The following is a 16,928-nucleotide window of genomic DNA, read 5'->3' on the forward strand; positions in this document are numbered from 1 at the left end:
GCGGCAGGGTCGCGGCGCCGGACCCGAAGGGACCGCGTGACCGCACATCCGACGTCTCCTGTTCGCCCCCGCGCCCCGCGCCTCGGTGCGGTTCTCCTGCTGGGCGCGTACGGACTCGCCCTCCTCGTGATCGCCTTCTGGCCGACCCCGGTCGATCGGGGAGCGGGCCCGTTGCTGCGCGGGCTCACGAGGGCGCTTCCGTGGCTGACGTACGACGTGATCGAGTTCAGTGCCAACATCCTGCTCTTCGTGCCGCTCGGGGTGCTGCTGGCGCTGATCCTTCGCGCCGAGCGCCCGCTGATGCTCCCGGTGATCCTCGCCACCACCCTCTTCGTGGAGGGCGGACAGCTCCTCCTTCCCGAACGCACCGCCACGCTCCGCGACGTCGTGGCCAACACTCTCGGCGGTCTCGTGGGCTGGGGGATCGTGACCGTTCTCGAACGCCGCCGCCGTCGTCCTCGACGTATTCCGGCGCATGAACCGTGAACATCTCGTTACAGCGGGCGATTCGATTGGCGGCCCCCTCGGGGGCAGGAGCACAATGACGAAGGTCCGCATCACCCGAAGCTGCGGGCGAAGTGAGGAGACCCATGTCCGACGTCGATGAGCCGCCTCGGCGGCGGCGAACCTCGACCTCGTCGCGTCCGTCCGCCGGTGCGCCGGACGGCGCGACCGCGGTCTACCGGCGGAAGAAGCTGGGGGCTGTCGACGCGACCCCGAAGATCATCGCCGAATACCACGGCATGCGCGGGTGGGAGCCGGTGAAGGATCAGCGTCTCGACCCCGACACGGCGCGGTCGCTTCTCGCGCTCGGCGTCTCGCAGGTGCGGATCCGCCGGGCGTTCTCGACCGTCGAGGTCACCCTCCGCCGCTACCTCGGGCCCGCCTCGTGAGTCTCAGCCCCGAGGGAGAGCGGTTCGTCGCCGACCGGCATCTGGCCACCCTCTCCACCATCGGGCCGCACGGCGGGATCCACGTCGTGGCGGTGGGGTTCACCCTCGTCGACGGTGTCGTGCGCGTGATCACCACCGAGGGGACGCAGAAGGTGCGCAACGTCGAGCGCGACGCCCGCGCCACGGTCGCTCAGGTCGAGGGCGCACGATGGCTGAGCATCGCCGGCTCCGCGCGCATCGAGCGCGACCCCGACGCGGTGCGATGGGCCGAGCGTCTCTATGCCGAGCGCTACCGGACGCCCCGGGAGAATCCGCGACGGGTGGTCATCCGGATCGATCCCGACCGATTCCTCGCCTCGTCAGGGCTCCTGTCCCGCTGACCGCGCAGCGCACCGGCGACCGCCACTGGGCGGTGTCGGCGCGTCGGAGTACCCTGTGGTCATCGGCCGGAGAGAGGACTCCCATGGCCGAAGGATGGAACCCGATCCTCGCCGCGGTCGAGGGCCCGACCGGAACGTGGCGGATGGTCGATCCGGCCGGCGACGAATACGGAACGGTGGAGATTCGACGGGTGATGAACGGTGCGGACGTGCGGTACCGGGCGATGTATCGCGGCGAGATCCTGGGATGGTCGACCACCCTGCGACTGGCGTGCGAGCAGATCCACCGCGCGTACCTGCGCGCCCACGGGCCCGGCGGTGGGGCGATCGCCGACTGGGGTCGGCGTCCGGTGCCGCGATGACCGCTCGCGACGACCTGGACGGCCTCGACGCGCTCGCCCAGCCGGCGTGTCCGGAATGCGGCACGGCGCTCCGTGACATCCGCCGGGGGTACCGCTGTCCGGCGTGCGGGCTGGTGTTCCTTCCCGACCTCGCCCCTCGGGTGGTCGAGGAGGATGCTCAGCTGATGCGTCCGACGTCCACCGACACCGTGGCTCCGTCCGGAAGCTGATCCAGCAGCGCGTCGGCCACGCCCCGCGCGACATCCGCGGCGCTCGCCGCCCGGTCGACCGCGATCCGCGTCGACACCGACACCACGTCGCCCGCGGTCTCGACGACGACCTCGGGTGGCGGAACCGCGGCGCCGCGCAGGGCGGCGGTGGCCATGTCGGCGACTTGGGTGAGAGCGGGTCTCGGCGAGTACGCGTCGGTGACGCCCGCGACGCCGCGGACGATCGGCGAGAGCCCGGTGCTGGTGAGAGGTGTGCTCATCGCTTCTCCTTCGAGGAACGGCTCCCGTGCACATCATCCACCGTGACGTTGACGGCGGCGACGTTCAGCTCGGTGTGGCGGGTGAGGGCGTCGTAGACGAGGGAACGGAGGGTGCCCGCCACAGTGGCGAAGGGCTCACCGTAGGCCACCGAGGCGCTGATGTTGATCTCCACGGGGGCGCCGGGGATCTCGGCGTCGCCGACGATCTGCGTCCGGCCCACCACCACGCCGTCCAGGGCGTCGCCGGTCGCCCGCAGCAGCGTGCGCACCGCCCCCTCCGAGACCGTGATCTTCACCCGCGGGTCGGGGTGGTGGATCGGGAAGCTCCGCCCCGCCTTCAGCTCGGCCTGGATCGTGGCGAAGAGGGCGTCGAACCAGCTGTCCGGGGGTGGGGGGAGGCGTGAGGCGTCGTCGGCGACGAGGTCGCGCGAGAGCGCCCCGACGCGCGCGAGCGCGTCGAGGGCGTTGAGGCACTCGGGGCACGTCTCGATGTCGGCGTCGTAGGGCGCGCGGTCGGCATCGAGGTACTCGCTCAGTTCCTCGATCGTCTTCCCGCAGTCGAGAACCACCCGATCGTCCTCGCTCATCGCCATCCCTCCATCTGCGCGGTGATCCGCGCTCTCGCACGGGCGAGGGTGCCCCGCACGGTACTCACCGGCATCTGCATCTCGTCGGCGATCTCGTCGTAACTGAGCTCGGCGACCTCACGCAGTAGCCAACATCGTCGCTGATCGGAGGGCAGTGTGTCGAGCGCTGCCGACAGCGCGGTCAGCTGCGCGTGGCGCATCGCGACATTCTCGGGCTGAGTGTCGGCGCTTCGCGGTGCGTCGAAATCGGCGATGTCGGCGTCCCTCGGGCGCCGGCGGAGGTACGCGGATGCCTCGCGGCTGGCGATCCGCATGAGCCAGGCCCGCACGGCCGAGTGGTCGCGCAGGCTCGGCAGCTGGCGCCACGCGGTGACGAACGCCTCCTGCACCACGTCGTCGGCTTCACTGCGCGATCCGACCATCCGGATGACGTAGGCGCGCATGAGTCCCGAGTGGCGACGCACCAGCTCGCCGAAGGCGACGGTGTCCTGGTCGAGCGAGCGCGCGACGAGCATCGCGTCGGACACCTCGACGAGCGCTTGGCTCACAGCGACCTCTCAGAAAAATCTTGCGACGAATTCGTGACGAATCCGCTCCGACGACCCTCTTATCTCTGAAGCGAACGTACTGCTTCGGTGCCGGAGCGCATGCTCTTGCGCACCCCGGAACGATCAGATAGTGAAAGGACTTCTCATGGCCACTTCGGACCAGAACCCCACCACCCCCGCCGCCCCCGCCGCGCCCAAGGTCGCGTCGCGCGTCGACCGCTCCGTCTCGAGCTCTCTGACGGGCGCGGACAGCTCCGCCGGCGGTCGCACCGTGATCGCGGACAACGTGGTCGCCAAGGTGGCCGGCATCGCCGCTCGCGAGGTCTCGGGCGTCTACGCCCTCGGCGGCGGAGCCTCGCGTGCCTTCGGTGCGATCCGCGACGCCATCAACGCCACCGACCTCACGCAGGGCGTGAAGGTCGAGGTTGGTGAGACCCAGGCTGCCGCCGACCTCACCATCGTGGTGGAGTACCCGGCGCCCATCCAGGAGGTCGCCTCCAACGTCCGCACCGCCGTCGCCGGCGCCATCACGCGCCTGGTCGGACTCGAGGTCGTCGAGGTCAACGTCGAGGTCAACGACGTGCACCTGCCCGGTGACGACGACGACAGCGCCGAGGAGTCGCGCGTCTCATGAGTGCCACGATGACCGGAGTACTCGTCGGGGCGGTGCTCGCCTTCGCCGCTCTGCTGTTCGGGTTCTGGGGATTCCTCCTCGTCGCCCTGTTCATGGCGATCGGCGCGGGGGTCGCGCGCGTGGCCTCGGGCCAGCTCGACCTCCGGGCCGTCGCCGGAGCATTCAGCGGGAGGCGGACGTCATGACCCTGGCCGACTCGGTGGGACAGGCGGTGGGCGGCCGGCAGACGGCCACCCCCGCCGGCCGGGTCGACGTCACGGAGCGCGTCTTCACCAAGGTGGTACGGGCGGCCTCCGCCGAACTGATCGGGATCGAACGCGATGCCCTCAGGGCGGAGGTCGCCGGATACCGCGGCGGTCTGGCCGTGCGCCTGGCGACACCCCTCCCCGTACCCCCTCTCGATGATCCCGATGCCGTCCGGGCCATGCCCGGAGTGATCGAGCGCAGCAGGGCTCTGCAGGAACACCTGCAGGAGCGCCTGTCACGCCTCACCGGCCGGGACATCACACGAATCGACATCACGGTCACCGGAGCGGTGACCCCCGAACGAAGGAGAGTGAGATGACCGATCGGGCGCTGTCGCGCGTCGTGCGTCGTGAGACGCACTCGCCGCGCACCGTGGCGATGTTCGTCGCGGTCATCCTGCTGATCCTCGCTCTGATCTACGTCGGTGTGGAACTGGTGCTGTCGCTGCTCGCGCAGCCGGCGCTCGTGGCCGCACCGGGGGCGATCGCGCAGTGGCTGGTGGCCCTTCCCGGCGACCAGCCCACCCCGCTGGTCATCGTCGGCGGCGTCATCGTGGCCATCCTCGGCCTGGTGTTCGTCATCCTGGCGGTGACCCCGGGACGGCTGTCCAAGCACGAGCTCGCCTTCGACGGTTCCGAGCGCGCCGTCGTCGTCGACAACGGCGTGATCGCCGCAGCGGTCGCCCAGAAGGTCAGCGCCGATTCCGGTGTCGCCCGCGACCGGGTGACCGTCGGGGTCGCGCACCGCACGGTCGACGTGACCGTTCGTCCCGATCCCGGGGTGGAGATCGAGCGCGAGAGCGTTCGCCGTGCCGCCACCGAAGCGCTGGACGCCTACCGCCTGGTGCCCCGGGTCAAGGTCCGGGCGCGTATCGAGCAGGCCCGACAGGAGGACGATTTCCGATGAACGACACCAATCGCGTGCTGAACCGCGTCGTGCTGTTCGTGGTGGGCCTCGTGCTCATCGCTCTGGGTGCCGTAGCCGTCCTCGCCACCGCCTGGAACCCCGCGCGGGACGCGTGGTCGGCGGCGACCGGGGCCGGCGACTCCTGGCTCGCGGGTGCAGCGGAGGCCACCGCCATCGGTGCCACCACGGCCTCGTGGGTCGCCGTCGGCGGGGTCGCCGTGATCGTCCTCGCCGTCGCCCTGCTGATCTTCCTCCTCACCCGCGTGGGAGGCGGGCGCTCCCGAGTGGTGTTGCGATCGGCTGCGTCCGAGACGCCTCTCGGCCGCGTGGTCGTGCGGGAGGGGTTCGCCTCCGACGCGCTCAAGAACGCACTGTCGACCAGGCCCGACGTGCTGTCGGTGTCGGTGTCGGCCGCCGACATTCGTCGGCAGCCGGTCATGCACGTGGCGGTCACGCCCCGCCAGAACACCGATCCGCGGGCGCTGGCCGAAGACGTCGATCGGCTCGTGGCGAATCTCGCCATCGTCACCGGGCAGCAGATCCCCACGTACATCTCGGTGCACTCGGGATTGCGGGCCAAGCTCGCCGCAGACCACCGCCGACTCGCCTGAGCCGGCCCCTCACGTTCCCTCCCATCCGAAGAAACACACACAGAAAGGAGACCCCCATGGGACTCGACGACAAGATCAAGAACGCCGCGCAGGAGATCGCCGGGAAGGCCAAGGAGGTCATCGGCAACGCGACCGACAACGACAAGCTCGCTGCCGAGGGCAAGGCCGACCAGTCCAAGGCGAACATGAAGCAGGCCGGCGAAGACGTCAAGGACGCCTTCAAGAAGTAAGCCGGCCCCTCGAACGCCCCGACCGTCCCACAGCGGTCGGGGCGTTCACCTTTTCCGCGGTGTAACGCACCCGCAACGGCTTGGCAAGTCCCTTCCCGTTCACGCCGGTCGGCGTAGCGTCGACGACAGCCGATCGAAAGGAGAACCATCATGGGACTCGACGACAAGATCAAGAACGCCGCCGAAGAAGCCACGGGCAAGGCCAAGGAGGCCTTCGGCAAGGCCACCGACAACGAGCGTCTCGAGGCAGAAGGCGAGCGCGACCAGACCAAGGCCAACGTCAAGCAGGCCGGCGAGAACGTCAAGGACGCCTTCAAGTAAGACGTCCTCCTACGACACGACGGCCCCGGCATCCCTTGCGGATGCCGGGGCCGTTTCGCCTCTGGTCAGTCGATCGGGTACTGACTCGGCGAGCCGGGGGCACCCTGGAGGGCGGCGTCGCTGCGGATCCGCGCGAGCATACCCCGCAACACCTCGTTGAGGGCGGCGACCTCGGTCGCCCCGAGCCCCTCGGTGATGATCTCCTGACCGCGCAGAGACACTGGAAGCATCTTGTCGTGCATCTCCGCCCCGGCGCGGGTGAGGTAGAGCGGGCGGGAGCCGCGCGGACCGTCGCTGAGGACGATGAGCTTGCGCAGCTGCAGCCTCGTCACCGAGCGCGACACGACGGACTTGTTCATCCCCAGGAACTCGCACACCTCGGTCGCTGACATGCCGGGCCGCATCGACAGTGCGGAGATGACCCGCCATTCGTTCGTGCCGAGCTTGAACTGGCGCCTGAGTTCGTGGGACTCACGGTAGACCAGCGCATTGGACAGCAGAGCGAGGAGGCGCGGGGTGAACTCGTCGGGGTCGATGACCGTCTCGAGCGGATCGGCGACGATGTCGCTGGTCACCGCCGCGTCGGTGTCGGCGATCGGAGCGGAGGTCATCGGGGGTCCCTTCGTCGGCGCCGGAGCGCGGGGTCGTTCGCGACGGGATCCGGTCCTCGTGGACCGGATCCCGCTGCGTGTCGATCAGTGAGCCATTCCGGCGAGCGCTTCGGGGTCGATGGTAGCGATGGAGCGGGTGTCCTGGAACGCCCGCACCCCTTCGATCCCCTGCTCCCGGCCGAAGCCGGACTGCTTCATGCCGCCGAACGGTGCGCGCAGGTCGAGCCGCGTCGCGCCATGGTCGTTGACCCAGACGTAGCCGCAGACCAGCTGCGAGCCCACGCGCTGCGCCGACGTCGGGTCGCTGGTCCAGACCGATCCGCACAGCCCGCCCCAGGTGTCGTTGGCCAGGCGCACGGCCTCCTCCTCGCTGTCGAAGGGGAGGATCGGGATGACGGGTCCGAACTGCTCCTGCGTGACCACGCGCAGTTGCGGGTCGGGGTCGACGACGATCGCCGGGCGCAGGAAGTTGCCGCCGGCGAGGTCGCCGCCGGGCAGCTGCCCGAACTCGCGGACGTCGGCGCCTGCGTCCTTGGCCTCCTGGATGATCTCCTCGACGAACGCCTTCTGCGCCGACTGGTGCAGCGGCCCCATCGTGGTGCCCTCATCGAGGCCGTAGCCGATGACGGCCTTCTCGAGACGGGCCGACAGCCCGGCGACGAGTTCGTCCATCCGCGAGCGGTGGACGAACACGCGCTTGGCATTCATGCAGATCTGGCCGGTCGTGTCGAAGATCGCGGCGTAGAGGCGGTCGAGGTGGGTGTCGTCGAGGATGGCGTCCTCGAGGAACACCGCCGCGTCGTTGCCTCCGAGCTCGAGTGTCACGCGGGTGAGGGTCTTCGACGCCATCTCCATGATCCGCTTGCCGCCGTTGACGCTGCCGGTGAAGCAGACCTTGGCGATGTCGGGGTTCTGGATGAGGCCCGCCATGTTCTCGTCTTTGCCGGTGATCACGTTCAGCACACCCGGCGGCAGCTTCTCGGCCACACGCTGGACGACACGGGTGGTCGCCAGCGGCGCCGAGGGCGGAGGCTTCACGATCGCGGTGTTGCCCGCGAGGAGAGCATGCGGCAGGGCGGCGCCCAGGATCGCGATCGGCCAGTTGAAGGGCACGATCACGGTCACGACCCCGAGGGGCTGGTAGGCGACCTCGGTGTTCACCGGAATCGCGCCCGGCACCACAGGGAGGGTGTGGCCCTTGTCGACCTCGCCGGCGAGCATGAGGGCGAGGTTCCACCGGATCTCGAACACGAGGGCGTCCACCCACGCCTCGAAGCGGATCTTCCCGTTCTCCTGGGAGAGGATCGCCGCGTCGGCGTCACGGTCGTCGGCGATGCCGGCGATCGCCTCGGCCATCAGACGGGCACGCTCCTCGGCTCCCATCGCTGCCCACGCGGGGAACGCCGACTTCGCCGCCGCGACGGCATCGGCGACATCCTGGACCGAGGCGGCGGCGGCCGTGCCGACCGTCGCTCCCGGCTTCGCCGGGTCGGCCACGGTCAGCACGTCGTCCGTGAACCGCTCCTCCCCGCCGATGAACAAGCCCGTCGACACTCCTGCCGACGTCATCACATCTGTCATGGCTGAAACTCACCTCTCTGTGGGTTCTTCGTTCCCGGGCCATTGTCCATGAGCCGGCGAACGTGCGGGCCGTCGCCGGAGTGATGACCCGTGCAGCGAGTTTACGTGCATCCCTCTTTACTTGTAAATGAGTCGGTGATAGCTTCGCCGACATCCCTCCCCGCAGAGGGATCGCAGACGGCCGACGAGGGCCGACTGATCGACAACGACTGATCGACACCGTGTCATTCAATGAGGAGGCATGTGGTGAGTTCGCCGACCCTGACAGCCGGTCGAGAGCGCAGCGTGGCTGAGCTGGAAGACCTCGCGTTCGAGCTGCGATCGAAGCTCCTGCAGCTGTGCGGCACCTACGAGGGCGCCGTCCACATCGGCGGGGATCTCTCCGCCGCGGACATCCTGACCGTGCTCTTCAGCTACGGACTGCGGGTGGACCCGTCCGACATCGCTGAGCCCGAACGCGACCGCTTCGTGCTCAGCAAGGGCCACGCGGCGGTCTGCATGTACATCGCCATGGCCATCCGCGGCTTCTTCGAATACGACGACATCGTCGCCACCTACGGCCAGCTCGACAGCGCCTACGGCATGCACCCGTGCAAGGTGCAGCTGCCGGGCGTCGAGTGCTCCACCGGCTCGCTGGGTCACGGACTGCCGCTGGCGGTCGGGATGGCGCTGGGCGCCCGTCACCGGGGCGAGACGCACCGTGTGGTGACCCTCCTGGGTGACGGTGAGACCGGCGAGGGATCGGTGTGGGAGGCGGTGATGGCGGCGCGCAGCAATCGCCTGGGGAACCTCGTGGCCTTCATCGACCGCAACAAGCAGCTCATGACGAGCTTCGCCGAGGAGCGGGTGATGTTCGAGCCGTATCCCGACAAATGGCGCGCGTTCGGCTGGAACGTCGTCGAGGTCGACGGTCACGACATGGCCGAGCTCGTCGCAGCGATCGATGCGCTCCCCGACCCCGCCAGCGATGTGCCGACCGTGGTCATCTGCAACACCGTCAAGGGCAAGGGCGTCGACTTCATGGAGCACAACCTCGCCTGGCACGCCGGTTCGCTCGGCGCCGCCGACCTGGAGCGGGCGCTCGCCGCGCTCGATGCATCCCGCGCGAAGGAGAGTGTCTGATGCCCGTCACCTTCACCTTCGGGGAATTCCTCGGAGCCCGATCCGTCATCGGCTCGACCCTCGCGGAGTTGGGGGAGGACCGGGAGAACCTCTTCGTCCTCACCCCCGACATCGGGGCCACCCTCGTGGAGTTCCGCGACCGCTTCCCCGACCGTTTCATCGACGTCGGCCTCGCCGAGCAGGCCTGCGTCGGGATCGCGGCGGGCCTCGCCTACGACGGAAACATCCCCGTCGTCTCCGGCATGCTCCCCTTCCTCAGCATGCGGGCGCTCGAGCAGATCCGCACCGACATCTGCTACCCCAACCTCCCGGTGAAGATCATCGGCACCCACGGCGGTCTCGTCGGAAACGGCGGCTCGACGCACTACGCCGTCGAAGACCTCGCGCTGATGTCGGCACTGACGAACATGACGGTGACCTCGATCGGCGACCCCCTGATGGTCGGCGAGATCATCCGTCAGTCGATGAGCATGACGGGGCCCCTCTACATCCGCCTCGCGGTCGGCAAGAAGGACATGGTCCTCTACGAGCCCGGCCAGCACGACATCCGGATCGGCAAGGGCATCATCGCCCGCGAGGGCACCGACCTCACCCTGTTCACCCACGGCACCACCGTCGCGCAGGCGCTCGCCGCCGCCGACCAGGCCGCCGAGGCGGGGATCTCGGTGCGGGTCGTGGACATGTTCACGCTGAAGCCCATCGACGAGGAGCTCATCCTCGATTCCGCCGAGCGCACGGACGGGCGCTTCGTCGTGCTCGAGGACCACCTCGCGTACGGCGGTCTCGCCAGCCGGATCGCCGACGTCATCGCCGATCGCCGCCTGCACCTGACCGCCTTCGAGCGGCTGGGCATCCCGCAGGTCTACGCCGGCTTCGGCGAGGACGAGCAGCTGCGCGACAAGCACGGGTACGGGCTCGCCGCGACCGTCGCGGCCATCCGCCGCGCGCACGCGGCCTGAGGCGGAAGGACGCCACCATGAAGACGGTCGCCGTCACCCGCGTGGGAGACCTCCGGGCCGAAGACGCCGACGAGCGCGGGCTCATCGGTCTCGCGGATTTCCCCGCGCAGCCGTTGGGACCCGAGGACGTCCGCATCAGGGTCGCCTACGCCGGCATCTGCGGGTCGGATCCCCACGTCGCCGAGGGCTACTTCGGCACCGAGGTGCCCATCGGGCTCGGTCACGAGATCTCCGGCGTCGTCGAGGCGCTCGGCGAGCGAGCGCATCGCACGGGCCTGGAGGTCGGCGACCGGGTGGCGGGCAACTTCCTCCGGTTCTGCGGCACCTGCCTGCCATGTCGGGACCGTCGCCAGCAGTTCTGCGAGTTCATCCAGGAGTACAACCGGCCCGGCATGGCCGAGACCGTCACCTGGCACGAATCCCAGGTCTACCGACTGCCCGGCGAGGTGAACCTCCGCCAGGGTGCGCTGCTCGAGCCCGTCTCGGTAGCCGTGCGCATCGCCGACAAGACCCGCCTGCGCGTCGGCGACCGCGTCGTGATCTGCGGTGGCGGTCCCATCGGCCAGCTGGCGCTGCAGGTGCTGAAGCTGCACGGGGCGACCTCGCTGACGATGATCGAGCCGATCGCCGAGCGGCGTGAGATGGCCCTCCGCGGCGGTGCGGATCACGTGATCGATCCGCTCGCCGAAGACCAGGCCGCCCGGGCGGAGAAGATCACCGGGGGCAGAGGCTTCGACGTCGTCGTCGACGCGTCGGGCTCGACCCGGGCCGTACCGGGGCTGCTGGATCTCGCTGCGCACGGGGCCACCGTGATCTACGGCGCGATGTATCCGGCCGACTACGAGCTGCCGCTGAACCTCTCGTCGTACCTCTACCTCAAGGAGCTCACCCTCACCGGTGTGTTCGTCTCGCCCTACGCCTTCCCGCGCGCCGTGCAGCTGCTTCCGCACCTGCGGCTCGACGATTTCCTTCGGGCGGTCTACGACCTCGACGACGCGGTCGCCGCCTTCGCAGATCACCTGAGTGGACGTCACCCGAAGGTCCTCATCCGGTGCAACGACATCCCCGACGGGAGCTGAGGAGCATGACGACCGTGGAAGAACGTCCGCAGGCGGTGGGAACCCCGACACCGACCCTCCAGGTCGAGGGGATCGTCAAGCGCTTCGAGGGCGTGCACGCCCTCGATGGCGCGCGACTGGAGGTGCGCCCCGGCGAGATCCACGCCCTGCTCGGCGAGAACGGCGCGGGCAAATCGACCCTCATCAAGATCATCACCGGCATCCATGAGCCCGACGCGGGTTCGATCCGGCTCAACGGCGAGGAGGTGGAGTTCGCCAGCGTCCGCGCGGCCAATCGCGCGGGCATCGTGGCCCTCTACCAGGAGCTCTCGATCGTCCCCTCCATCAGCGTCGCCGAGAACATCCTGCTGGGGGAGGAGACCCCGAGCATGGCGGGTGTGGTGCGCTGGGCGCACCTGCGCCGGCGTGCGAAGGAGCAGCTCCAGCGCATCAACCAGAAGATCCCGCTCGGCAAGCTCGCCGGCGAGCTCTCGCCCGTGCAGCAGACCATGGTCGCCTTCGCCCGGGCGCTCGCCACCGATGCGCGGGTGCTGATCCTCGACGAGCCGACTGCCTCGCTCACCGACACCGAGATCCGCGACCTCTTCGCGGTGCTCCGGTCGCTGCGCGACGAGGGGGTGTCGATCGTCTACGTCTCCCACCGCCTCGAGGAGGTGTTCGAGCTCTGCGACCGGCTGACGATCATGCGCAACGGCGAGACCATCATCACCAAGCCGGTCGCCGAGTCTCACATCGACGAGGTCATCTCCCTCATGGTGGGGCGTTCCCCCGATGCCCTCTACCCCGATCGGGGGACGACGACCGACACCCCGGTGATGACCGTGGAGAGACTCAGCGGCCGCCGCGTGTCGGACGTGTCGTTCACCCTGCACGCCGGGGAGGTGCTGGGGATCGGCGGTCTCGCGGGCTCGGGACGCAGCGAGCTCCTGCGTCTCATCGCCGGTGCACAGCGCCACACCGCCGGCGAGATCGCCGTCGGCGAGACGATCCTGCCTCGCCGGGGCGGGGTCGGGCGCGCTCTCGAGGCGGGCATCGCCCTCGTCCCCGAGGAGCGCCGCAGCCAGGGAGTGATCCTCGGCGCATCGATCCAGGACAACATCACCCTGGCGAATCTCGGCACCGTCAGCTCCGCCGGCTATGTCGCCGGGAACCGCGTCGCCGACATCGCCAAGCGCGGCATCGCCGACCTCCGGATCAAGGCCCGCAGCCCACGACAGCACGTCGGTGAGCTCTCCGGCGGCAATCAGCAGAAGGTCGTGCTCGCCAAGATGCTCGCCCGCAGCCCACGGGTGCTTCTGATGGACGAACCCACCCGCGGCATCGACGTCGGGACGAAGGCGGAGATCTACCGGCTCATCCGTCAGCTCGCCGCTCAGGGCACCGCCGTCATCGCGGTGAGTTCCGAACTCCCGGAACTCATCGGGATGAGCGACCGCATCATCATCCTCCACGAGGGTCGCGTCTCGGGAGAGGTCCCGGCTGAGGGCGCCGACGACGAGATCCTCCTGTCCTACTGCTACGGAAAGGCGGTCTGACATGACCACCACGGAAAAAGAGCGCACCGGCGCGGTGATGGTGGCGGGTCACGCCCGCAACGTCGGCACCCGGCTCATGCAGGGCGGCACCGTCGTCGCCCTCGTGCTCCTGGTCGTCTTCTTCTTCGCCATGCGGCCCGATGTCTTCCTGACCTTCACCAACGTCCGCAACATCCTCTATCAGGTCTCGATCCTGGCGATCATCGCCGGCGCACAGACCCTCGTCATGGTCGTCGGCGACTTCGACCTCTCGGTCGCGGCGACCTCGGCGCTGTCCGGCGCGGTCGCGGCATCCCTCATGCTCCAGGGCGTACCGGTCATGCCGGCCATCGCGATCGCGCTGTTCGTCGGGCTGCTCATCGGCATGATCAACGGGGCGCTGGTGGCGTTCCTCAATCTCTCGGCGTTCGTGGCGACACTGGCGACGATGACCTCCGTCATCGGCCTGGCCTTCCTCGTGACGCAGGGGACGACGCTGTTCAACCTGCCTCCGGAGTTCAACGCCCTCGGCCAGGGACGGTTCCTCGAGATTCCGCTGCCGGTGTTCATCGCCATCGCGATCTCGGCGGTGCTGTGGTTCATCCTGCGCTACACCACGCTCGGTCGTCGCTGGTACGCGATCGGCGGCAACGCCGAGGTCTCGCGCCTGTCGGGCGTGAACGTCAAGCGGGCACGATTCCTCGCCTTCTCGGCGGCCGGTCTCGTCGCCGCCATCGGCGGAGTGCTCCTGGCCGCGCGGTTGGGTAGCGCCAGCGCCATCCAGGGCGAAGACAACCTCATGTTCTCGGTCGCCGCCGTGTTCCTCGGCATGACGATCGTCCGCTCGGGTGCCGCCAACATCGTCGGCACCATGGTCGGCGTCGCGATCATCGGCGTCATGAGCAACGGCCTGAACATCCTGGGCGTGAACGCCTACGTGCAGCAGGTGGTCACCGGCATCATCATCATCGCCGCGGTCACCCTCAGCTCGTTCAAGAACCGAGAACGCTAGGCGTTCTCATCAGCCCGGCGACACCCGCGCCGGGGCACCAAGAAAAACGCAACCATCACAAAGGAGTAGAGAAGTGCGTAACAGAATCAGGGCATTCGCAGTCCTCGCCGTGGCCAGCGCCCTCGCGCTCGCCGGATGCGCCGGTGGCTCCGGCTCGGACGGAGGCGGAGGTGACGCCGGCGGCGGCGGCGGTGGTGACGAGCCGCTGCGCGTCGTGGCCTTCACCTCCGGCAACCAGACGCCCATCGGCGCCTGGTGGGTCAAGGAGGTCGAGGCGCAGGCCGCCGAGCTCGGCTGGGAGCTCACGATGGTGCAGGGCGACTTCGACTTCCAGAAGATGAACCCCGCCGTCGAGAGCGCGATCGGACAGGGCGCCGACCTCGTCTACAACGGCTACACCGACGTCGCCTCCATCGGCTCGATCGTGACCGCGGTCAAGGACGCCGGCATCCCGATGTTCGCGATCGACGCCGGCGTGGAGCCCACCGACGCCTATGCGCTGAACATCACCACGGATCAGCAGGGCATCGTCGACCAGACCATGGGCGCGATCTCCGACGCCATCGGCGGGCTCGAGGGCAAGAACATCATGGTGATCGGACACGACCCGCACGCCGGCATCCGCACCCGTGCCGCGCTCGCGGCCGAAGCGGTCGAAGCCGCCGGGGCCACGCTCGCGGGTGGGGAGATCCAGCAGGTCGTCTCGCCGGCCACCGGTCGCACCGAGGCCCTGGCCCTGGTCGCCGACTACCTGTCGGCCAACCCCGACGGCCTCGACGCCGTCTGGGTCGGCTGGGATGACGCGGCCTTGGGTGCCGTGCAGGCCGTCACCGAAGCCGGCGCCGACGTCGCCGTCACGGGCGTGGATGCCACGAGCGAGGCGATCGCGGCGGTGAAGGCCGGCACGATGACCGCCACGGTCGAACAGCCCTGGCCGCTGATCAACGACGCCGTCCTGGAGGCGATCGCCCAGTGGCGTTCGTCGGGTTCGGCGCCGTCGAACAACTTCGAGGAGGAGGCCACGACGCTGGTCACCCCCGAGAACGCCGACGACATCACCCCGTCCGACCAGCTCGGTTGACGCGATCTCCTCGGGGGCGGGCTCTTCTCTCGGGGCCCGCCCCCGAGGCCACCACGGAAAGGAAGTATCCATGCGCCTGGAAGGCAAGGTCGCCGTCATCACCGGCGGCGCGAGCGGCATCGGCCGCGCCACCGTCGACAAGTTCGTCCGCGAGGGCGCGAAGGTGCTCATCGCCGACATCTCCCTCGAGGCGGCCGAGCGGGCCGTCGCCGAGGTGGAGGCCGCCGGCCACCCCGGCATGACCGCCGCGTGCCGGGTCGACGTCTCGGAGTTCGCCGAGGTCGAGCAGATGGTCGCCACCGCAGTGTCGACCTTCGGCAAGCTCGACGTCATCTTCAACAACGCCGGCATCGCCGGCGGCACCCCGCTCCTGGACCACGACCCGGCGAAGGACTACGTGCCGATGATCCGGGTCGATCAGGACGGCGTCTACTACGGCATCCTCGCCGCGGCCCGCCAGTTCCGCGACCAGGGGACCGGCGGGGTCATCATCAACACCTCCTCGATCTACGGCGAGCAGGCCGCCGAGCTGGCCTTCAGCTACAGCGCCGCCAAGGCCGCGGTGATCTCCTTCACCCGCTCGGCGGCGTACGAACTGGCCGAGCACAACATCCGGGTCGTAGCGATCACGCCCGGAAGGGTGGGGACGGCGATCATCAACCAGTTCAGCGACGAACTGAAGACGGTGTTCGCCTCGGAGCAGCTGCGCAACACGATGACCCAGCCGTCGGAGATCGCCGACGTCGTGGCCTTCCTGGCCTCGAACGAGGCCAACGTCATCAACGGCACGGTGGTGCACGTCGACGACGGCTACTCGGTGTTCAAGCAGCGGCTGGACCTCCCGGTGTTCTGATGACCGCCCACGCCGCCGACATCCCGATGACCCTCGACGTGGCGTGCCACCTGAACGTGGTGGTCGCCGACGCCTCGCCCGAGAGCCTGGAGCAGGCGCTGCCCGCCCTCGTCGATCTCGGAATCCACCGGGTTGTGCTTCCGCCGCTCGACCCGGCCGCGACCGACGCCCGCAGAATGAGGGACGCCTTCGAGCGCTGGGAGGTCTCGCCGATCACCATCGCCGGGCAGGCTCCCGGTGCCGATGTCTCCTCGCCAGACCTGGACGAACGTGCCGCGGGCGTCGCCGCGCTCCGCCGGGCGCTGCGGCTGACCGCCGAGCTCGGGGGCGACCAGATGAACGGCGTCCCCTACGGGCTCTTCGGCTCGCCGGGGGCTCCCGTGCCTCGGCAGCGCGTCGACGAGGCCGCGCGACTGGTCGGACAGGTCGCCGACGAGGCGGCCGATCTCGGGATCGTCATGACCTTCGAGGTGCTCAACCGCTACGAGACCTCGATGGTGAACACCGCCGCGCAGGCGATGCGGTTCGCCGAGGCGAGCGGGTCGGAGAACCTCCGCATCCACCTCGACACCTTCCATATGGCGGTGGAGGAGTCAGACCTCGAGGGCGCGATCCGTCTCGCGCTGCCGCGCCTGTCGTACCTCGAGCTGGGTCAGTCGGGGCGCGGCGCGCTCTCGGGCGGGGCTGTCGACATTCCGCAGATCGTCCGGCAGGCGCTCGACGACGGGTACCGCGGCAGGTTCGGGGTGGAGGCGTTCTCGCGCACGGTGCTCGCCGAACCGGTCGCCGACATGCTGGCGATCTGGCGCGCCCCGTATGGCGACGGGGTCGAGCTCATGCGCGACGCCCTGCGCGTCATCCGGTCGGGATGGGCGGTGAGCACGGCCGGCCGGCGTGAGATCCGCCTCGCCCGCGGGGCGATGGTCTGA

General features: G+C 69.3%; 25 protein-coding genes. 20 read left to right on the top strand and 5 right to left on the bottom strand.

Annotated elements, in window-relative coordinates:
• Positions 1-36: 36 nt before the first annotated feature.
• The 5 genes from V6S02_RS00570 to V6S02_RS00590 all read left to right on the top strand — a co-directional run bounded on the left by V6S02_RS00570 (position 37) and on the right by V6S02_RS00590 (position 1,844).
• Positions 37-486: a VanZ family protein gene (locus V6S02_RS00570; RefSeq protein ID WP_164478112.1), complete on the top strand. Its 450-nt coding sequence runs from the start codon at positions 37-39 to the stop codon at positions 484-486.
• 104 nt (positions 487-590) lie between these two features.
• A complete protein-coding gene (locus V6S02_RS00575; RefSeq protein ID WP_336399430.1) occupies positions 591-893 on the top strand; it encodes a hypothetical protein in 303 nt (100 codons plus the stop codon).
• Positions 890-1,273: a PPOX class F420-dependent oxidoreductase gene (locus V6S02_RS00580; RefSeq protein ID WP_124291678.1), complete on the top strand. Its 384-nt coding sequence runs from the start codon at positions 890-892 to the stop codon at positions 1,271-1,273. Before V6S02_RS00575 ends, V6S02_RS00580 begins: the two co-directional genes overlap by 4 nt.
• Before the next feature lie 83 nt (positions 1,274-1,356).
• The gene (locus V6S02_RS00585; protein WP_336399431.1) at positions 1,357-1,635 is read left to right on the top strand and encodes a hypothetical protein; all 279 of its coding nucleotides are present in this window, start codon (positions 1,357-1,359) and stop codon (positions 1,633-1,635) included.
• Complete coding sequence (locus V6S02_RS00590; RefSeq protein ID WP_336399432.1) at positions 1,632-1,844, top strand: hypothetical protein; 213 nt, start codon at positions 1,632-1,634, stop codon at positions 1,842-1,844. Before V6S02_RS00585 ends, V6S02_RS00590 begins: the two co-directional genes overlap by 4 nt.
• Here V6S02_RS00590 and V6S02_RS00595 read toward each other — a convergent pair.
• From V6S02_RS00595 to V6S02_RS00605, 3 genes are read right to left on the bottom strand one after another with little or no spacing between them, the layout of a single operon-like run.
• Entirely contained in the window at positions 1,793-2,104 is a 312-nt protein-coding gene (locus V6S02_RS00595) for a hypothetical protein (RefSeq protein WP_124291676.1), read from the bottom strand. The genes V6S02_RS00590 and V6S02_RS00595 overlap by 52 nt on opposite strands.
• Positions 2,101-2,691: an Asp23/Gls24 family envelope stress response protein gene (locus V6S02_RS00600; RefSeq protein WP_336399433.1), complete on the bottom strand. Its 591-nt coding sequence runs from the start codon at positions 2,689-2,691 to the stop codon at positions 2,101-2,103. The genes V6S02_RS00595 and V6S02_RS00600 overlap by 4 nt, the downstream gene beginning before the upstream one ends.
• Positions 2,688-3,239, bottom strand: a complete 552-nt coding sequence (locus V6S02_RS00605; RefSeq protein WP_336399434.1) for an RNA polymerase sigma factor — start codon at positions 3,237-3,239, stop codon at positions 2,688-2,690. Before V6S02_RS00605 ends, V6S02_RS00600 begins: the two co-directional genes overlap by 4 nt.
• Positions 3,240-3,384: 145 nt before the next feature.
• Between V6S02_RS00605 and V6S02_RS00610 the strand changes: the two genes are divergently transcribed.
• The 7 genes from V6S02_RS00610 to V6S02_RS00640 all read left to right on the top strand — a co-directional run bounded on the left by V6S02_RS00610 (position 3,385) and on the right by V6S02_RS00640 (position 6,187).
• The gene (locus V6S02_RS00610; protein WP_336399435.1) at positions 3,385-3,873 is read left to right on the top strand and encodes an Asp23/Gls24 family envelope stress response protein; all 489 of its coding nucleotides are present in this window, start codon (positions 3,385-3,387) and stop codon (positions 3,871-3,873) included.
• Positions 3,870-4,058, top strand: coding sequence for a DUF2273 domain-containing protein (locus V6S02_RS00615; protein ID WP_124291673.1), 189 nt, complete (start codon positions 3,870-3,872; stop codon positions 4,056-4,058). The genes V6S02_RS00610 and V6S02_RS00615 overlap by 4 nt, the downstream gene beginning before the upstream one ends.
• Positions 4,055-4,438, top strand: a complete 384-nt coding sequence (locus tag V6S02_RS00620; RefSeq protein ID WP_336399436.1) for a hypothetical protein — start codon at positions 4,055-4,057, stop codon at positions 4,436-4,438. The genes V6S02_RS00615 and V6S02_RS00620 overlap by 4 nt, the downstream gene beginning before the upstream one ends.
• Positions 4,435-5,025 carry a DUF6286 domain-containing protein gene (locus tag V6S02_RS00625; protein WP_336399437.1) on the top strand — a complete coding sequence of 197 codons (591 nt, stop codon included), beginning with the start codon at positions 4,435-4,437 and terminating at the stop codon, positions 5,023-5,025. Before V6S02_RS00620 ends, V6S02_RS00625 begins: the two co-directional genes overlap by 4 nt.
• Positions 5,022-5,636 (top strand): hypothetical protein, encoded by a 615-nt coding sequence (locus V6S02_RS00630; protein ID WP_124291670.1) that lies wholly within the window; start codon positions 5,022-5,024, stop codon positions 5,634-5,636. Before V6S02_RS00625 ends, V6S02_RS00630 begins: the two co-directional genes overlap by 4 nt.
• 56 nt (positions 5,637-5,692) lie before the next feature.
• Positions 5,693-5,866: a CsbD family protein gene (locus V6S02_RS00635; RefSeq protein WP_124291669.1), complete on the top strand. Its 174-nt coding sequence runs from the start codon at positions 5,693-5,695 to the stop codon at positions 5,864-5,866.
• A 150-nt stretch (positions 5,867-6,016) separates the two neighbouring features.
• Entirely contained in the window at positions 6,017-6,187 is a 171-nt protein-coding gene (locus V6S02_RS00640) for a CsbD family protein (protein ID WP_124291668.1), read from the top strand.
• Between the two features lie 65 nt (positions 6,188-6,252).
• Here the strand turns inward: V6S02_RS00640 and V6S02_RS00645 are convergent, their stop codons facing one another.
• Complete coding sequence (locus V6S02_RS00645) at positions 6,253-6,798, bottom strand: MarR family winged helix-turn-helix transcriptional regulator (protein ID WP_336399438.1); 546 nt, start codon at positions 6,796-6,798, stop codon at positions 6,253-6,255.
• Positions 6,799-6,882: 84 nt separating this feature from the next.
• Positions 6,883-8,379, bottom strand: coding sequence for an aldehyde dehydrogenase family protein (locus V6S02_RS00650; protein ID WP_336399439.1), 1,497 nt, complete (start codon positions 8,377-8,379; stop codon positions 6,883-6,885).
• Between the two features lie 246 nt (positions 8,380-8,625).
• On the opposite strand from V6S02_RS00650, the gene V6S02_RS00655 reads away from it, so the two are divergent.
• The 8 genes from V6S02_RS00655 (at position 8,626) to V6S02_RS00690 (ending at position 16,928) form a co-directional block, all read left to right on the top strand.
• A complete protein-coding gene (locus V6S02_RS00655; RefSeq protein ID WP_336399440.1) occupies positions 8,626-9,501 on the top strand; it encodes a transketolase in 876 nt (291 codons plus the stop codon).
• Positions 9,501-10,460: a transketolase family protein gene (locus V6S02_RS00660; RefSeq protein WP_336399441.1), complete on the top strand. Its 960-nt coding sequence runs from the start codon at positions 9,501-9,503 to the stop codon at positions 10,458-10,460. Before V6S02_RS00655 ends, V6S02_RS00660 begins: the two co-directional genes overlap by 1 nt.
• 17 nt (positions 10,461-10,477) lie before the next feature.
• Complete coding sequence (locus V6S02_RS00665; RefSeq protein ID WP_336399442.1) at positions 10,478-11,539, top strand: zinc-dependent alcohol dehydrogenase; 1,062 nt, start codon at positions 10,478-10,480, stop codon at positions 11,537-11,539.
• A 5-nt stretch (positions 11,540-11,544) separates the two neighbouring features.
• Entirely contained in the window at positions 11,545-13,074 is a 1,530-nt protein-coding gene (locus tag V6S02_RS00670) for a sugar ABC transporter ATP-binding protein (protein WP_336399443.1), read from the top strand.
• Between the two features lies 1 nt (position 13,075).
• On the top strand, positions 13,076-14,065 hold the full coding sequence (locus V6S02_RS00675; protein WP_336399444.1) for an ABC transporter permease: 990 nt from the start codon (positions 13,076-13,078) through the stop codon (positions 14,063-14,065).
• 73 nt (positions 14,066-14,138) lie between these two features.
• On the top strand, positions 14,139-15,146 hold the full coding sequence (locus V6S02_RS00680; protein WP_336399445.1) for a sugar ABC transporter substrate-binding protein: 1,008 nt from the start codon (positions 14,139-14,141) through the stop codon (positions 15,144-15,146).
• Positions 15,147-15,216: 70 nt separating this feature from the next.
• Entirely contained in the window at positions 15,217-15,999 is a 783-nt protein-coding gene (locus V6S02_RS00685) for an SDR family NAD(P)-dependent oxidoreductase (protein WP_336399446.1), read from the top strand.
• Positions 15,999-16,928: a sugar phosphate isomerase/epimerase family protein gene (locus V6S02_RS00690; protein ID WP_336399447.1), complete on the top strand. Its 930-nt coding sequence runs from the start codon at positions 15,999-16,001 to the stop codon at positions 16,926-16,928. The genes V6S02_RS00685 and V6S02_RS00690 overlap by 1 nt, the downstream gene beginning before the upstream one ends.

The organism is Microbacterium sp. CCNWLW134 (assembly GCF_037083565.1).
Classification (GTDB): Bacteria; Actinomycetota; Actinomycetes; order Actinomycetales; family Microbacteriaceae; genus Microbacterium.

Bases quoted from the DNA above. Each gene is read 5' to 3' on its own strand.
- V6S02_RS00575 (WP_336399430.1), top strand. From the start codon at position 591: ATGTCCGACGTCGATGAGCCGCCTCGGCGGCGGCGAACCTCGACCTCG.
- V6S02_RS00585 (WP_336399431.1), top strand. From the start codon at position 1,357: ATGGCCGAAGGATGGAACCCGATCCTCGCCGCGGTCGAGGGCCCGACC.
- V6S02_RS00590 (WP_336399432.1), top strand. From the start codon at position 1,632: ATGACCGCTCGCGACGACCTGGACGGCCTCGACGCGCTCGCCCAGCCG.
- V6S02_RS00595 (WP_124291676.1), bottom strand. From the start codon at position 2,104: ATGAGCACACCTCTCACCAGCACCGGGCTCTCGCCGATCGTCCGCGGC.
- V6S02_RS00600 (WP_336399433.1), bottom strand. From the start codon at position 2,691: ATGAGCGAGGACGATCGGGTGGTTCTCGACTGCGGGAAGACGATCGAG.
- V6S02_RS00610 (WP_336399435.1), top strand. From the start codon at position 3,385: ATGGCCACTTCGGACCAGAACCCCACCACCCCCGCCGCCCCCGCCGCG.
- V6S02_RS00615 (WP_124291673.1), top strand. From the start codon at position 3,870: ATGAGTGCCACGATGACCGGAGTACTCGTCGGGGCGGTGCTCGCCTTC.
- V6S02_RS00620 (WP_336399436.1), top strand. From the start codon at position 4,055: ATGACCCTGGCCGACTCGGTGGGACAGGCGGTGGGCGGCCGGCAGACG.
- V6S02_RS00625 (WP_336399437.1), top strand. From the start codon at position 4,435: ATGACCGATCGGGCGCTGTCGCGCGTCGTGCGTCGTGAGACGCACTCG.
- V6S02_RS00630 (WP_124291670.1), top strand. From the start codon at position 5,022: ATGAACGACACCAATCGCGTGCTGAACCGCGTCGTGCTGTTCGTGGTG.
- V6S02_RS00635 (WP_124291669.1), top strand. From the start codon at position 5,693: ATGGGACTCGACGACAAGATCAAGAACGCCGCGCAGGAGATCGCCGGG.
- V6S02_RS00640 (WP_124291668.1), top strand. From the start codon at position 6,017: ATGGGACTCGACGACAAGATCAAGAACGCCGCCGAAGAAGCCACGGGC.
- V6S02_RS00645 (WP_336399438.1), bottom strand. From the start codon at position 6,798: ATGACCTCCGCTCCGATCGCCGACACCGACGCGGCGGTGACCAGCGAC.
- V6S02_RS00650 (WP_336399439.1), bottom strand. From the start codon at position 8,379: ATGACAGATGTGATGACGTCGGCAGGAGTGTCGACGGGCTTGTTCATC.
- V6S02_RS00660 (WP_336399441.1), top strand. From the start codon at position 9,501: ATGCCCGTCACCTTCACCTTCGGGGAATTCCTCGGAGCCCGATCCGTC.
- V6S02_RS00665 (WP_336399442.1), top strand. From the start codon at position 10,478: ATGAAGACGGTCGCCGTCACCCGCGTGGGAGACCTCCGGGCCGAAGAC.
- V6S02_RS00670 (WP_336399443.1), top strand. From the start codon at position 11,545: ATGACGACCGTGGAAGAACGTCCGCAGGCGGTGGGAACCCCGACACCG.
- V6S02_RS00675 (WP_336399444.1), top strand. From the start codon at position 13,076: ATGACCACCACGGAAAAAGAGCGCACCGGCGCGGTGATGGTGGCGGGT.
- V6S02_RS00685 (WP_336399446.1), top strand. From the start codon at position 15,217: ATGCGCCTGGAAGGCAAGGTCGCCGTCATCACCGGCGGCGCGAGCGGC.
- V6S02_RS00690 (WP_336399447.1), top strand. From the start codon at position 15,999: ATGACCGCCCACGCCGCCGACATCCCGATGACCCTCGACGTGGCGTGC.